The 14,467-nt window shown below is 34.4% G+C and carries 11 protein-coding genes and 1 pseudogene; 5 read left to right on the top strand and 7 right to left on the bottom strand.

Features of this window, described 5'->3' with window-relative positions:
- The first annotated feature begins 22 nt into the window (after positions 1-22).
- The 4 genes and pseudogenes from EMTOL_RS21405 (at position 23) to EMTOL_RS22595 (ending at position 1,684) form a co-directional block, all read left to right on the top strand.
- On the top strand, positions 23-826 hold the full coding sequence (locus tag EMTOL_RS21405; protein ID WP_015026394.1) for an alpha/beta hydrolase: 804 nt from the start codon (positions 23-25) through the stop codon (positions 824-826).
- A gap of 76 nt (positions 827-902) precedes the next feature.
- Positions 903-1,004: pseudogene (locus tag EMTOL_RS22585) on the top strand (RagB/SusD family nutrient uptake outer membrane protein); the annotation flags it as partial.
- A 284-nt stretch (positions 1,005-1,288) separates the two neighbouring features.
- Positions 1,289-1,486, top strand: a complete 198-nt coding sequence (locus EMTOL_RS22590) for a hypothetical protein (RefSeq protein ID WP_143351142.1) — start codon at positions 1,289-1,291, stop codon at positions 1,484-1,486.
- Between the two features lie 33 nt (positions 1,487-1,519).
- Positions 1,520-1,684: an alpha-L-fucosidase gene (locus tag EMTOL_RS22595; RefSeq protein WP_119364470.1), complete on the top strand. Its 165-nt coding sequence runs from the start codon at positions 1,520-1,522 to the stop codon at positions 1,682-1,684.
- A 43-nt stretch (positions 1,685-1,727) separates the two neighbouring features.
- Here EMTOL_RS22595 and EMTOL_RS21410 read toward each other — a convergent pair whose 3' ends face one another.
- The 4 genes from EMTOL_RS21410 to EMTOL_RS21425 form a co-directional block, all read right to left on the bottom strand.
- Entirely contained in the window at positions 1,728-2,882 is a 1,155-nt protein-coding gene (locus tag EMTOL_RS21410; RefSeq protein WP_015026395.1) for a glycerate kinase, read from the bottom strand.
- 9 nt (positions 2,883-2,891) lie between these two features.
- The gene (locus tag EMTOL_RS21415; protein WP_015026396.1) at positions 2,892-4,454 is read right to left on the bottom strand and encodes a sodium:solute symporter family transporter; all 1,563 of its coding nucleotides are present in this window, start codon (positions 4,452-4,454) and stop codon (positions 2,892-2,894) included.
- A gap of 24 nt (positions 4,455-4,478) precedes the next feature.
- Complete coding sequence (locus tag EMTOL_RS21420) at positions 4,479-5,807, bottom strand: MGH1-like glycoside hydrolase domain-containing protein (protein WP_015026397.1); 1,329 nt, start codon at positions 5,805-5,807, stop codon at positions 4,479-4,481.
- A 118-nt stretch (positions 5,808-5,925) separates the two neighbouring features.
- Entirely contained in the window at positions 5,926-8,649 is a 2,724-nt protein-coding gene (locus EMTOL_RS21425; protein WP_015026398.1) for a TonB-dependent receptor, read from the bottom strand.
- Between the two features lie 169 nt (positions 8,650-8,818).
- Between EMTOL_RS21425 and EMTOL_RS21430 the strand changes: the two genes are divergently transcribed.
- The gene (locus tag EMTOL_RS21430; protein ID WP_015026399.1) at positions 8,819-9,865 is read left to right on the top strand and encodes a LacI family DNA-binding transcriptional regulator; all 1,047 of its coding nucleotides are present in this window, start codon (positions 8,819-8,821) and stop codon (positions 9,863-9,865) included.
- 264 nt (positions 9,866-10,129) lie between these two features.
- On the opposite strand, the gene EMTOL_RS21435 is transcribed toward EMTOL_RS21430, so the two are convergent.
- The 3 genes from EMTOL_RS21435 to EMTOL_RS22605 form a co-directional block, all read right to left on the bottom strand.
- Positions 10,130-11,734 (bottom strand): sulfatase, encoded by a 1,605-nt coding sequence (locus tag EMTOL_RS21435; RefSeq protein WP_015026400.1) that lies wholly within the window; start codon positions 11,732-11,734, stop codon positions 10,130-10,132.
- 562 nt (positions 11,735-12,296) lie between these two features.
- Complete coding sequence (locus EMTOL_RS22600) at positions 12,297-13,022, bottom strand: sulfatase-like hydrolase/transferase (protein WP_305953330.1); 726 nt, start codon at positions 13,020-13,022, stop codon at positions 12,297-12,299.
- Complete coding sequence (locus EMTOL_RS22605; protein WP_305953329.1) at positions 12,920-13,846, bottom strand: sulfatase-like hydrolase/transferase; 927 nt, start codon at positions 13,844-13,846, stop codon at positions 12,920-12,922. The genes EMTOL_RS22600 and EMTOL_RS22605 overlap by 103 nt, the downstream gene beginning before the upstream one ends.
- Positions 13,847-14,467 lie beyond the last annotated feature (621 nt).

The following is a 14,467-nucleotide window of genomic DNA, read 5'->3' on the forward strand; positions in this document are numbered from 1 at the left end:
AAAGGAAAGTAAATTTTATCCAATGAGCAAATCACAATTTTTTAAAACTGAAATCGCTGAATTTCAAGGGCTTCATTTTATTACTGTAAAAAGTAATGCTCTGAAAAAAAGGGCTGATATTACGGTGTATAATGGATGTAAAAATTATAAAAATCTAAAATCAGTCCCTTTAGTTATTTTACTTCATGGTGTTTATGGGAGTCATTGGGCTTGGGCTCTTAAAGGTAGAGTTCATGAAACCTTACAGAAATTAATTAATGAAAAGCAAGTTTCTCCGATGATACTTGCCATGCCCTCTGATGGCCTATTTAGCGATGGAAGTGGGTATGTTCCTCATCAATTAGAAGACTACGAAAAATGGATAGTTGAAGATGTTATAGATGTGATGAAGGAGCAGTTTACTCAGATTGATGAGCAATCTCCAATTTTTATTACTGGTCTTTCGATGGGTGGTTTTGGAGCTCTAAGGATTGGTGCTAAATATCCAAAACTATTTAAAGGATTTTCTGGACTTTCTTCTATAACAAACTTTCAGCAACTTGAATTATTTTTAGAAGACTTTGAGCAGTTGAAAATGGCCGCCATTACTCAAGAAAGCGTTTTAGAGTGGATGATTGCTAATCGTGAAATACTACCCCCGTTTCGCTTTGATTGTGGTAGAGATGATTTATTGATAGATTATAATAGAGAATTACGTTCAGCGTTGAAAAAAAATAAAATTAATCATCAATACCAAGAATTTAGCGGTGGACACACGTGGTCATATTGGGAAAAACATATAGCTAAGACTTTGATTTATTTTAATGAACTGGCTAATGAAAGTTAATATTTTATAACTGTGATCGTGTAGGATACTTAGTTGAACCAAACATCAGGAACCCATGCAATTATAGGTCTTTTGAATAATTTATCTTTCTGCCGATGTGTTGTTGATGTATGCTGAAGCCAAAATTGAACTTAACGAAATAGACCAAAGTGTGCATGATGCTATGAATGCAGTAAGAACCTAAGGCCTTACACCAATGGCTGAAATTCAAATCAACCCGAATATGAAGCAGAATGAAGTGTATTAAGTAGTCCACAGTCTTTAGTCGACAAATCCACAGAAAGAAAATTGGCATATATCAAGTTATTTAACTATTTACAGAATTATCGATTATAACTACTTTATTACTTAACAAAGTATAGATTTAGGAAATTTTTAAAAATTTCCTAAATCTTACTCGAAACTTCTCAAAAAACCATAACCAAACCCATTCCATCAGATTTTAACTTTTAAGAAAAAATTATGTACGTACAAGTGTATCGTTTCACACAATATATTACCCTGCTACTATTGTGTACGTATAATATTGATGCCTACACACAACATCACGATACTATTCCCTATTTTTTGAGGGATAAAAGTAGATTATACGCTAAATCACCCAAAAAAGCAACACTTACTTGGTATAATGGGACACGTTTGGGAATGTTTATCCATTAGGGTGTTTAGGGAAAATATCACGCCGCAGGGGCTATGTTCAATCAGAAAATTCCTTTTGCAGACTATCAAAAAACGGCTTTATCAGTTGATGCTTCGGGATTTAATGCCAATGAAATAGTCAAACTTGCTGAAGAAAGCGGTATGCGATACATTACTTTTGTTGCCAAATACTTTCGAAAAAAAATCCGAAAATCTTAATCGTAGTAATCCATAACATTAATTCAATTTTAGTCAGCCTAATTCAACTTCCAACTTCATGAGAACTTTTTAATTTTTTCATTAATTTACCAAGTAAAATACCCTGTTTTTCAACTAAATCTAAAGTTTCAACAATTGCCTTTTCTAATGTCATTGGCGACTTTAAAATTGAAGTTGCGTACATAACATTTGGCTGTTGGGCAATTTTTTCAACATCTTGTAGTGTTCCACAAATAGCGATTACAGGTACTTGATAGTTGGAGGCCAAGTTCAATAATCTCGAAATCAATTTGCCTTCCCAAGTCTGGCTATCTATTTTACCCTCCCCAGTTATCAAAATTTGACTTTCAGAAATATGTTTTTCTATATCATTGAGTTTTATTATCCAATCTGCTGCCGAAATAATTTTAGCTCCAAATAATGCAGCAACTCCTCCACCAATTCCACCGCCAGCACCACTTCCGGTAATATTTTGTGGGTTTATTTGGGTATGTTTTTCCAATACTGATGCATAGTTTTTTAATCCACTATCTAAAAGCAAAACACTTTCTTCATCGGCTCCCTTTTGTCGGGAAAATACATGTGCAGCACCTTTCTGTCCATAAAATGGATTTTCGACATCGGTTGCAATAATAAAAGACACTTTATTTCGATTGAAAACTAATTCACTATCGTCAATTTTGTGAATATACCTGAGGTTTTGACCAATGGGTAATAAACTCTCGCCATCCTTATCAAAGTACCTAACACCTAATGCCGAAGCAATGCCAATAGCCGCATCATTAGTTGCAGTTCCACCTACGGTGAGCACAATTTCTGTAGCTCCTTTTTCGATTGCATCTCGAATTAATATGCCCGTTCCAATACTACTTGTGAGCATACAATTCCGATTTTCAGGTTTTATTAATTCAATACCAGATGCCCTTGCTGTTTCAATTACAGCCATTTTTTTCTCTGGAAGCAAAAGATATTTTGCTTCTATTGGATTAAAAAAAGGATCCTGTGTTAAACAAGAAATCCATTGGGCATTAAGAGCCAAACTGATGCTTTCGAGTGTACCTTCTCCTCCATCTGCCAATGGTTTTAAGGTACAAACCGCTTCAGGAAAAGTTGATTTTATTCCTTTTTCCAAAGCAATACAGATATCTGCTGCGGTTGCGGCATCTTTAAATTTATCTGGAGAAATTAAGATTTTCATCTAAAATTATTATTGAAATAGATTACTGAGGTTTAAACAAAGAATTATTATAAAGATGAAAAATAAGAGTAAGATTAAAATATTCCTTTTGTCTATTTCTAATTTAACTTTAAAAATTTCACTTTTTTGGTCTGTTGAAACATAAACCATACTTGCTAAAAGTGCCACTATAATCGTAACAAAAGCCCCAACGATATTCCACCAAAACCAAAAAATTTGTGGGACAAAAATCCAAAGAAACATATTAACCAATACCCCAGCCAAGAGCCCAATATTCATGGCTTTACCATTAACTCTTGAAATTAGTACTGCCACCAAAAATGTAGCCAGCATAGGGCCGTAAAATACAGAACCAATTTTATTAATGGCCTCGATGACAGTTTTAGCAATACTACCTACAAAAAAGCTGAATCCCAAAGTTGCAGCACCCCAAATAACTGTTGTCAATTTACTGTAAAAGACATATTTACTGTCATCAAAACCATTTCTTTTACTGATTATTTCTTCCATTGAGACAGCACTGAGTGAATTAAGAATAGAACTATAGGCAGACATTGCCGCTGCGATGATGGCAACTACCAATACACCTATCACACCATTCGGCAAATAATGCTCAATAAATATTGGAATCATCAAATCCGTTTTCCCTGCTGGAATTAAAGACATAAAATGTTGGTTTTGCAAGGCAAATGTTCCTAAAATTAAGCCTCCGATACAGTAACTAAGTGTAATTGGAAATCGAAGTAAACCATTGGCGAGTAAAATATTTTTAAGTGTAGGAACATCTTTTGCGGATATTATGCGTTGGGCTTGCATTTGGTCAGTGCCATAATAGGAAGTATAAAGAAAAATACCACCTAACAACATTGGGAAAAATCCGTATTCATCACCATTGATTCCAAAGTTGGAAAAGTCTATCACATGAAGTCGACTTTGGTCAACATGTTTTATAAGTTCTCCCCAACCTCCCATATTTTTTAACCCAAAATATACAATGATAAAAATACCAGTTACTTTAATTATCATTTGCACAACCTCGCTATAAACGATGGCTTTCATACCTCCCTCAAATGAATAAACGATAGTTGAAACCCCAACAATCAATAAGGTCATATTGAATGACAAATGTAAAAGCGATGCTAAAATTAGAGAAACAGCATACACAGTTACGGCTCCAGCAAACGACCTACTGAATAAAAAAACTGATGAAAGTATAAGCCTTGTGCTTGCACCAAATCTTTTTTCTAAAAAAGAATAAATACTCACAACTCCACTTCGGTAAAGAATTGGGCCAATAAAAGTCATAACCAATATCATAGCAATGGGGACACCCAGCTCGAAAGTGAGCCATTTCATTCCTCCACCTACACGTAAGCCAACAAAAGCAGGTGCCGAAACAAAGCTAATAACTGATAACTGAGATGCCATTGCTGACATCGTCAGTGAAAACCAACCAAAATTCTTGCCCCCCAAAAAATAGTCTTTTGAATTTTCTTGTTTTTTAAGGTAATAACCCAATACTAACATACCGATTATATAGGCGGCTATGATCGTGTAATCGAGGTAATTCATATATTAAATTGTTTTGGATGGATTCTATTCCATAATGAGTAATAATATGGCGGCAGTCCAAGAAAAGTCTTCGCCCCCATATCCTATTTTAAATTCTTCTGATTTAATTGGACTGAAATACTCATAAAACCCTTTTTTCACTGATAATTCAATGATATCGTTTCTGAGTTTTTCAGCAATTTCTAAAAATCCATACTGTTTAAAACCAATCGCTAAAAGCCAGTTTATATGCGGCCAAATGGGACCTCTCCAATAACGAACTGGGTCGAATGCGGAAGAAGAATATCCTAAACTTGGACAAAGGTATCCATCTAAATTTTCGCCTAAAAAGTGTTTGCTTAGAATTAATTCTGCCATTTTATTAGCTCTTTCTTCAGAAGCAATTCCAGCGAAAAGTGGAGCAAAACCCATAGCCGTTGGTTCTGAAATTTGAACATTATTTTTTAAATCAAAATAGGTATATTGCCCTAAAACATCATCAAAAAGTTTTGTGTTGATGCCATGGGCCGTTTTAGCGTACCATTCATCAAACTGTACAGATAATTCGGGTAAATCTAATGCATTTGATAATCTTGAAAGGCACTGATTTGATTTGGCTAAAATGCTATTGAAAAGTGGATCTTGAATCAAAAATGGCAAAATTTCGTACATTTTTTGTTCATCATAACCACAATTTCTCGACAACTCTATCAGATTCATGTAATAATTGTAATCTTTCTTAGTTGGCCTTTGCGATTGGTCAACATGCAAGGTATCCTTTCGGACAAAATCATACGTTGGTGCACTATACCTTGCCCAAACACTATCCCACACGGCACAATTATCAGTACCCGATTCCCAATTATGGCGAATATAAACCAGCCCTTCGTTTTTGGGATCTCTATTTTGATATAAATATTGATGAAAACGAAAAACTGATTTTACTGCTGAACGATAAAAATCAAGATATTTTTGTTTGTCAATTTCGTTTTCAAATAAGAATTCCAAGACAAATCCCAATACAGGGGGTTGTGTCATTCCTGTAGTTTTCACATGCTTTGGCGATAAATCACTGGCCTCTGAGCCATGAAATTTAGCATCGGGGAAATATTGTTTTTCTGGCGAGTCATTATGAAAAATAATATGTGGAATCATACCATTTTCCCACTGAGCACCAAATAATGTTTCGAGTTCAAGTCGTGCTTTATATTTGTCAATCAAAGACCAACCCATTGACACAAAACCTGAGTCCCAAAGCCATTGGAAAGGATATAAATTAGCAGATGGTACAGTAAAACCTTCTCTCCAATTCTTTTTTAAGGTCACTATACTTCTTTCTCTTAAAGATTCAATTGCTGAATGATTGAAATTCATATTATTATATTATTGTAAATTGATAAAATTGAAGGACAATTTACATTTTTTACCAAAGTATTTCCCCTTCCAAATGCCAATTCTACCTTATAGTTTGGAAGGGGAATATATTTATTTACTAAAATTTAAACAGAATATAGGTTGTCAATCTTCTTGGAAGAATGGGTCTTGCATTATAGAATGGGTCGTTTGTAATGACAGATGTATCAGCTACACGAGGGTCGCCTTCTGTAAGTCCACGATTGTTCAGTGCATTATAAACATTTAATCCTACTTTGATTGATTCTTTAGCTCCAACTTTAAATGATTTACCCGCTCTAAGATTAAGTATCGCATAAGCTGGTAAAACCACATTATTTTGGTCATCGGCATATCTTTTACCTTCTTGATTAACCAAAAATCCTAAATCCCAACCTTTTTTATCATAGCTCAATCCAATATTGAATATAGTTTTAGGTTGACGCAAAACCCAGTTCCCTTTATAATCTGTAATCACATCATCATCTGTACCGAGTTTACCGTCAGCACCAGAAGTGGTTCTTTTAAAATCAACGTATTCATGATCTTGTAATGTGGCATTCACATCAGCAATCAAACCATCTACTAATTTTACTGCAGCCGTTATTTCCACACCTTTGGTAGTAGTTAAACCAACTGGACGAGTTATTTCGCGTAATACACCATCAGCACCAGCGATGATTTCGTTCTGCAATCTATTTTTGATATTATTGTAATATAAAGCCATAGTACCAGAGATACGTGGAGAACTATATTTTGCACCAATCTCATATTGATAAACGGCTTCGTTTTTCTCGGGAACTACCTGAATAAATTCACCCTTTCCATCTCTATTCACATTTGAAAATGTACGTAGTTCAGGGAAGTAGTAACCTTTAGATAATGAACCATAAAGGTTAAGGGAATTATTAACACTATAGTTTGCACCTAAAACATAACCAAAATCATCTACTGTAAATTTCCTTGTAAATACTTTACCTGTTTGCCAACGATAAGAGGCATCCGCAGTATTGGTAGCCGCTGGGTTGGTATATGCTGCCGTTTCTCCAACGGTTACAATGCCCTTTTGTACTTCATATCTAAGCCCAGCATCAATTCTTAATTTACCAAAAACCATTTCATCACCCGCATAAAATGCCATTCTATTTGCCTCGAAAGTATTGTTAGTACGTCCTGCAACGTTTTGACGAAAACCTCCCTTGGTGTAGCGTGTGGTAACATTATTAGCATCTATGATTGATAAATCTACCAGACGTGGCATATTTTTCATTTCTAATAGAACACCAGTTCCAACCTCATCTTGAAGTTGTGAAGTGCTTGATCCGTAAGTACCAAAAGTTAAGTTATGTTCAGAATTGTTTGATTTAATTTGCTTTGTAATTCGTAAATCTGTTGATAAATCTTTCATAGGGCGATTTCTTAGCGTAATACTTGCTTCAGAAACGTATGTCTTACCGTTATTTGCTCCGTTTGAGAGTGCCATTGGTAATCCATTATCGGCATAGTTGAAAGTATAAGACTTTAAGTTTGCATTTCTTGCTTTTGCGTAGGTTTCAATCTCGAAAGTTCTACCCGGTGACCAAAAATCAAAAGTATGGTTGAAACTTGACAATCGAGTTTTGGATTTCACATCCCAACCTCCAAATTGTTTAGCAAATTCAAGCATGGTTGAAACACCTTTTGCCGTCACCCCATTGCCCAAGTTACCTTGTATTGTACCGAGTGGATTAACCAATGAAAAAACACCCATTTGCGGGGAATATAAAGACTGTACGACTTGACCATCATTTCCAGTTGCCGCTTGAACTGTATTTTCGTTAGCTTTTTCTTGTTTTACATGTGGAACTGGCAAATAGAATTGTGCCCCATCGTCTAAACTACGTACGTACAGACGAACATACCCATTGTCTAACTGTCGTGTGATATTGGCTCTTATTTGGTACCCCTTTGAATTAGCTCCTGTCAGTAAAGGGCCTTCATCATAACGTGCAAAACCACTTATGTTGTATTGCCATTTGTCGCCTGCAGAACCACCTGTATTAAAGTCAACACGGTAAAGGCTGAACTGACCAGTACTTAATTTTACGATTGATTCGCCTTCGCCACCACCTTTTTTAGAAATATAATTGAAAACACCAACTGGCGAGCCATTACCAAATAAAGTTGATGAACCTCCTCGTGCAAATTCAAAATTTCCTACTCCTAAATCTGGGCGAAAGAATACATCCTGTGCCGATGAAGTCAGATAGCCTGTTGCTTGTACGGGCATACCGTCTTCTTCAATGGGTGTATATTTGTATTGACCGCCAGATGGTAAGCCTCTCACCATGATATTTGAAGCTACTTCTCCTCCGCCACCTTCTGCATGAACACCTGGAATTACTCTAATAATATCCGCCATTGAATTGGCATTAATTGCTTGGATTTGTTTGGAATTTAGTTGCGAAAGAGAGGCTGTCATTTCTTTTTGGGTACGGGTAGTATTTGTACCTGTTACTACAACTTGATCAAGGTTGAAAGCATCTTCCTCAAGAACATAATTCTTCTCAATCGTAGCATTGTTAAGCTCTATTGTTTCCGTTTTAGTTTTATACCCGATGTAGCTGATCAAAATTGTGGTTTTACCTGTGCCTTCAATTTTAAGTTTATAGTTTCCTTCCATATCAGTTAATGCTCCAATTTTTGAGCCTTTCAGAGCCACAGTAACTCCAACGAGTGCCTCGCCAGATTTGTCTTTGATGGCCCCATAAAGTAGTGTCTGTGCCATTACATTCTGTCCTATTAGAAAGGAAAGTAAAATGGTCGAAAATAGTTTTAATTTCATAAGACTTTAATTAGATTAGTATAATTATAATTTGAAATAATTGTATTATTGCTACAAAATTATTTTATACATTTACAGAAAAAAAGTATTTTAAAATATTTAAAATGTTGATAATCAATTATTTACAATGCAACCGTTTACGTAAACGTTTACATAAAAAAGAATTTTCATGAAAAAAGGAAGAGTAAAACTTAAAGACATTGCCGAGAAACTAAATATTTCTACTGCTACTGTTTCAAGAGCCTTAAGAAATAGGATAGAAATTGGAGCAGAAATGCGTGAAAAAGTGAAGGCTGTGGCAAAAGAAATGCATTATCAACCTAACTTTATGGCTTCTCATTTGCGTTCACAAAGAAATTTTGCTATTGGTGTAGTTATACCCAAAGTTAATCATCAATATATGGCATCAATGATTAATGGAATTTTGGAGGAAGCAACGGACAATAATTTCCAAGTTATTATCAATGTAACTGAGCACTCTTACGAAAAGGAAGTAAAAGCTATAGAAATGTTTTCAAGTGGGATAGTAGATGGGCTTTTGATTTGTGTGAGTAATCAAACCAAGTATATTTCACATATTGAGCAACTTCAACAAAACAATATTCCTTTCGTTTTTTTTGATAAAGATATACCTAAGATTGATGCCCCGAAAGTAGTCGTAGATGATTTTACAGGGGCTTTTGTGGCTGTTGAGCATTTAATTCAACAAGGGTTTAGAAATATTGCTCATTTACAAGACAATTTAGTAAATCATGGCTCTCAAAAGCGATTAAAAGGGTATTATTCAGCTTTGAAGAAATACGGAATAGTGAAAAATGAGAATTTCGTTATGCAAATACCCAATATTTCAATTGGAGAGGGTCGAATTGCCACTGAAAACTTACTACGGACATATCCAAATATTGATGCTATTTTTGGAATTACAGATGAACTTGCAGTTGGAGCAATTCAGGCAGCTAAAAATTTAGGAAGGAAAATCCCAGAGGATTTTGGGGTAGTTGGATTTAGTAATTGGCAAATTTCTTCAGTAGTGAACCCAACACTGAGTACTGTTTCTCAACCAGGTAATGAAATGGGCAAGATTGCCACTAAATTATTAATTCAAAGAATAGAAGACCCTGAAAAATACTATGAAAAAAAACCAATAAAAATTTTAAAAACACAATTATTGGTAAGAGAATCTTCTTCAAGACTTAAAAACTGCCTAAATTATTAATTTTATTGCCTATACCAAAAAGTTTAATTTTAAATAATTCAACTAAATTAAGTAGTATTTTAGACTTTCAGCATTTAATATAAAAAGTTTATAGTCTACTCTATATTGAATTAATTGAACTTTTTGCGATGACTTCCACTGCTTAAAATAATAACTAAAACAAGAGTAATTGACACAAAATTATTTTTGGAAGCTAAACAGTATTAAACCATTTTCTAACATTATTAGAAAACTCATAGTGATTCGAAATATGCTACAATTGAGTTAATCTTTAGTTGTTTTACTTTTCCACCAATCTTTATTTGGTTGATAGTCTGAACTTAAGAAATGGAGGCGTTCTTTTTCAAGTTTTGGCATCAGTATTTCCGAGTTGTTTTTGAGCTTTTTATTAGCTAAATCGGCATTAAATTCAGGGTCTTGCACAGGATATTGAGCGTTAACACTTTTTAACCACGTCAATAGCTTTGTATTTAACTTTGAGGCTTTTTGTGGTTCTTTAGATGCTAAATCTTTTTGCTCGTATGGGTCATTAGCTAAATTATAAAGTTCATAATGTCCATCTTCCCAATAGTGAATTAATTTTAAGTTCCCACTTCTAATAATGGAATTCGGTTGGCCTCCTTGATTACCATAATGCGGATAATGCCAGAATAGGTCTCTTGTTTTTAATTCTTTACCATCAAATAGGGGTTTGAGGCTAATTCCATCAATATGCTGTTTAGGCATGAGGGGAATTCCAGCGAAATCTAAAATTGTTGGGAAAAAATCTGCCCCTGTAACTGGATAATTAAGTTCCTTGATTTGTGGTAACCAAGGTATTTTGATAAAATAAGGTTCTCTAATACCCCCTTCCCACTGATACCCTTTTCCCCCTCGAAAGGGTAAATTTGTTGTAGAAAAGGCATCTCCAGAGGCTACACCTCCATTATCTGAAGTAAAGACTATTATGGTTTGCTGCTCAAGATTTAGCTTTTTGATCGTATTTAAAACTTCTCCAACAGCATCATCCATGCTTTCAACCAAACCGCCATAAATAGGATTATCTTGTACTTGCCTAATGGGCAGTTCATGCTCCATTGTATATCCATGAGGTAGAATTCCATTTTTTTCTGCTTTATCTTTGTATTTTTTCCACTTTTCTTGCGTAGTTTCTATGGGACTATGCACGGCGTAGAAAGATAAAAAGGCAAAAAAAGGTGAATCTCGTTCTTGTTGAATAAATGCCGATGTTTCTTTTGCAAGTCTCATAGAAAGGTCTTCTCCATTTCTTTGATTAGGTAATGAAGGGTTTTCCCAAGGTGAGAAATATCCTCCTTTGGGGCTTCCAGATTCCCAACCACCTTTATTTATATTAAATCCATGGTCTTCAGGATAATCGCCTTTGTTTCCTAAATGCCATTTACCCGCAAAAAATGTTTTATATCCATTGGCTTGTAAAACTTCTGCAATGGTTTGTTCGGTTTTAGGTAAATTTTCTACATACCCAGCGGGTAAAAGTTTTGAAAACCTTTTTTCACTACGCCATGCTATGCCTGATTTTGCACCTATCCAATCTGTAATTCCGTGTCTTGCTGTAAATTTACCAGTCATGATACTTGCTCTTGATGGACTACAAACAGCACTGCACGCATACCCTTGGGTAAAGATCGTCCCTTCTTTAGCAATTTTATCAATATTGGGAGTTTCGTAGAAACTACTTCCTAAGCAACTCAAATCTTTTATACCTAAATCATCAACTAAAATAAAAATAATATTAGGCTTTTTGGGGTTTTGAGGCAAATCTTCAATGGCAAGAGTTGAAAGTGAAGAAGCTATCAGTGTAAACCAACAAATAAAAAACCTTAGTTCTGAATTTTTAAAAGATTTCATTGTTAGAGGTCTGTTGAATTATTTGACTGACGTAATTGTATTTATTGTGGAATAATGTTACTTGTATACAAAAGTACTGATGGTAAATCAGCCATATCTAGCAAATACTCGTGAGTGTAAAGTCTCGCTTAGTTGATGGCATTAAATTAAGAAAAAAATAAGCATTTATTTAAAAAAATCCTGTGAATTTAACGATTTTAAAGACAATTTCATAAACAAATTATGGACTAAATCCTTGAAAAATGGCATTATAATCTGCTATCTAAAGTGAATTATTTAATGTGTAAGTTTTTTTAAATGATTTTTAAACTTATTCAGAATAGCTATCGAAGTTAAGATATCATTAGCGGATTTATTTGTTTGATTTCCCTCGTCATACCGATGTAAAGTTAATAAATCAACTCTCATCTTTTGGGCATAAGCAGCTACAATAAACAGGTGTGCCTATTTTGGGTGTTGGGGCATCGAAATTATCATTTTTCTACAAGAAAGTAAATATATAATGATACCTACTCCAATAATTAATTTTAGCAATTTTATTTTGCTCAAATGATTTTGGATTTTAATGGCTATCTCGCTTAGCTTTTTCTTTTATCTGGCTGATTTTCAATGACATTTCTTTTAATAAGTTGGGTTGTTGACTACTTAAATCGTTTCTTTCGCCATTATCAACTTTTACATTATACAATTGAGGACTGTGTTTGAAACCACCTTCTACACCTTTATTAGCCATAAAATTAGGTAAGTTAGCATTAGAAGGAAATGGCTCAATGTATTTCCATTCATCTTTTCTAAGAGAGAAAGTATATGATTCTTCAAGCAAATATTCCCTTCCTTTTTCTGTTTTGCCAAGGAATGTATTGATGAGATTTTCACTATCAATGGCCTCATTATCAGCTAAAGGCTGATTCAAAAGAGCAGCAATAGAAGCATAAAAATCTACTTGGCTTACCAATGCGTTACTAACCTTTGGTTTGATTGTTTTATTCCATCGTATGATTGTTGGAACCCTTGTCCCGCCTTCGTAGGCACTATATTTACCTCCTCTGAATGGTCCGGCGGGTTTGTGATTACCCAGTAATTCTACCGCTTTGTCATCGTATCCATCGTTTAGTACTGGGCCATTATCACTCGTAAAAATTATGAGCGTATTTTCGTCGAGACCTAACTTTTTTATTTCATTCATTACTTCACCCGTAATCCAATCCATTTGTGCGATGACATCTCCACGAGGCCCCATACTACTAGCACCAACAAATTTTTTATTTGGTAATCTTGGTACATGGATATCATGGTAGGAAAAAAAGAGAAAGAAAGGTTTGTTTTTGTCTCATTAATGAATTTTTTGGCTTTGCCTGTCAGAATATTCGGGAATTCTTCATCTACCCAAAGAGCTTGTTCACCACCTTTCATATAACCGATTCGGCTGACCCCATTGACAATAGTATTACTGTGTTGTTTATCAGCTTTTTGTTTTAATAATTCTGGGTTATCAATGCCGTTAGGATACCCGTCGAGTTTTAACTCATAGTTTACCTCAATCGGATTTTTGGAATCTGCATTAACTACACGTTGATTTTCTACATAAATGGTAGGGACTCTATCGCCAGTGGCTGGAATCAGAAAACTGTAGTCAAAGCCAATTTCCAATGGTCCTGGCTTAATATCTCCATTCCAATTAATTTTACCATCACCAAGACCTAAATGCCATTTCCCGACTACTCCTGTGGCATATCCAGCTTTTTTAAGCATGCTTGGTAGCGTATGGCTACCCGGTTTTATAAGCAGAGGTGCATCGCCTGGTAAAATAGCTGCTTTATTTCTAAAGGCATATTGGCCTGTAAGAAATGAATATCTCGAAGGTGTACATGTAGCGGCGGTGCTATGTCCATCCGTAAAAGAAATGCCTTCTCTAGCCATTCTGTCAACAGTGGGTGTTTTTACCCCTTTAGCACCGTTAAAACCAATGTCACCATATCCTAAATCATCAATATAGAATACTACGATGTTAGGCTTTTTGATTGGAGGTATTTTTGTCTTTTGAGGAATTATAAAAGCTCCAGTCATAATAAATATAACAAAAGCAACTGATACAACTTTAGCGTATTTCATGAGATTGAAGTTTGATGTTCAGAATTTTAATAAATCTTTACCGCTCCAATAAAAAAATATATAAGCAGGTAAAAAACTAATAATTAAGCCATTTCTATAGTTTTGAATGGTTAAAAAATTATTTAAAATCTCTTTGCTTATTTGATTTCTCGAAATTCAAATGGACAGAATATTTACCGAATAATAAGAATATTTAATATAATTATTATAATCTATGGATTTAATTCCGAAATTATTTTAAATTTCGAAACTAATTTAAATGAAAAAGTTATGATACCTACCAAAAACAAATTTTTGTTTACTCAAATTTGTCAAATAAATTTTGGCTTCTAATAAAGAAATTTATAATTTTTACTTTACGAAAAAAACAATTTGAAATTTTTCAAAACTAAATAGAAATCAAAATGCTGTTGTGTTAAAGCTACATTATATTCAATGATTGTACTGTAAAGTATACTCTACTCACTAATGTTCCTTTTTAACCAAAATTCAAAAATATTGACATCTATAGTGGGGGTATGAACCTTGTATACCCATCCACTGGTAATGCTATTTACCCCTTTTTATAATTCACGTGGACAAACTTTAACTTTGTCAATGGCTAGGCATTTTTAGTTTTCA

Source organism: Emticicia oligotrophica DSM 17448, from assembly GCF_000263195.1.
Lineage (GTDB): Bacteria > Bacteroidota > Bacteroidia > Cytophagales > Spirosomataceae > Emticicia > Emticicia oligotrophica.

Coding starts and splice junctions, on each gene's coding strand:
- EMTOL_RS21405 (WP_015026394.1), top strand. CDS start 23: ATGAGCAAATCACAATTTTTTAAAACTGAAATCGCTGAATTTCAAGGG.
- EMTOL_RS22590 (WP_143351142.1), top strand. CDS start 1,289: ATGTACGTACAAGTGTATCGTTTCACACAATATATTACCCTGCTACTA.
- EMTOL_RS22595 (WP_119364470.1), top strand. CDS start 1,520: ATGTTCAATCAGAAAATTCCTTTTGCAGACTATCAAAAAACGGCTTTA.
- EMTOL_RS21410 (WP_015026395.1), bottom strand. CDS start 2,882: ATGAAAATCTTAATTTCTCCAGATAAATTTAAAGATGCCGCAACCGCA.
- EMTOL_RS21415 (WP_015026396.1), bottom strand. CDS start 4,454: ATGAATTACCTCGATTACACGATCATAGCCGCCTATATAATCGGTATG.
- EMTOL_RS21420 (WP_015026397.1), bottom strand. CDS start 5,807: ATGAATTTCAATCATTCAGCAATTGAATCTTTAAGAGAAAGAAGTATA.
- EMTOL_RS21425 (WP_015026398.1), bottom strand. CDS start 8,649: ATGAAATTAAAACTATTTTCGACCATTTTACTTTCCTTTCTAATAGGA.
- EMTOL_RS21430 (WP_015026399.1), top strand. CDS start 8,819: ATGAAAAAAGGAAGAGTAAAACTTAAAGACATTGCCGAGAAACTAAAT.
- EMTOL_RS21435 (WP_015026400.1), bottom strand. CDS start 11,734: ATGAAATCTTTTAAAAATTCAGAACTAAGGTTTTTTATTTGTTGGTTT.
- EMTOL_RS22605 (WP_305953329.1), bottom strand. CDS start 13,846: ATGAAATACGCTAAAGTTGTATCAGTTGCTTTTGTTATATTTATTATG.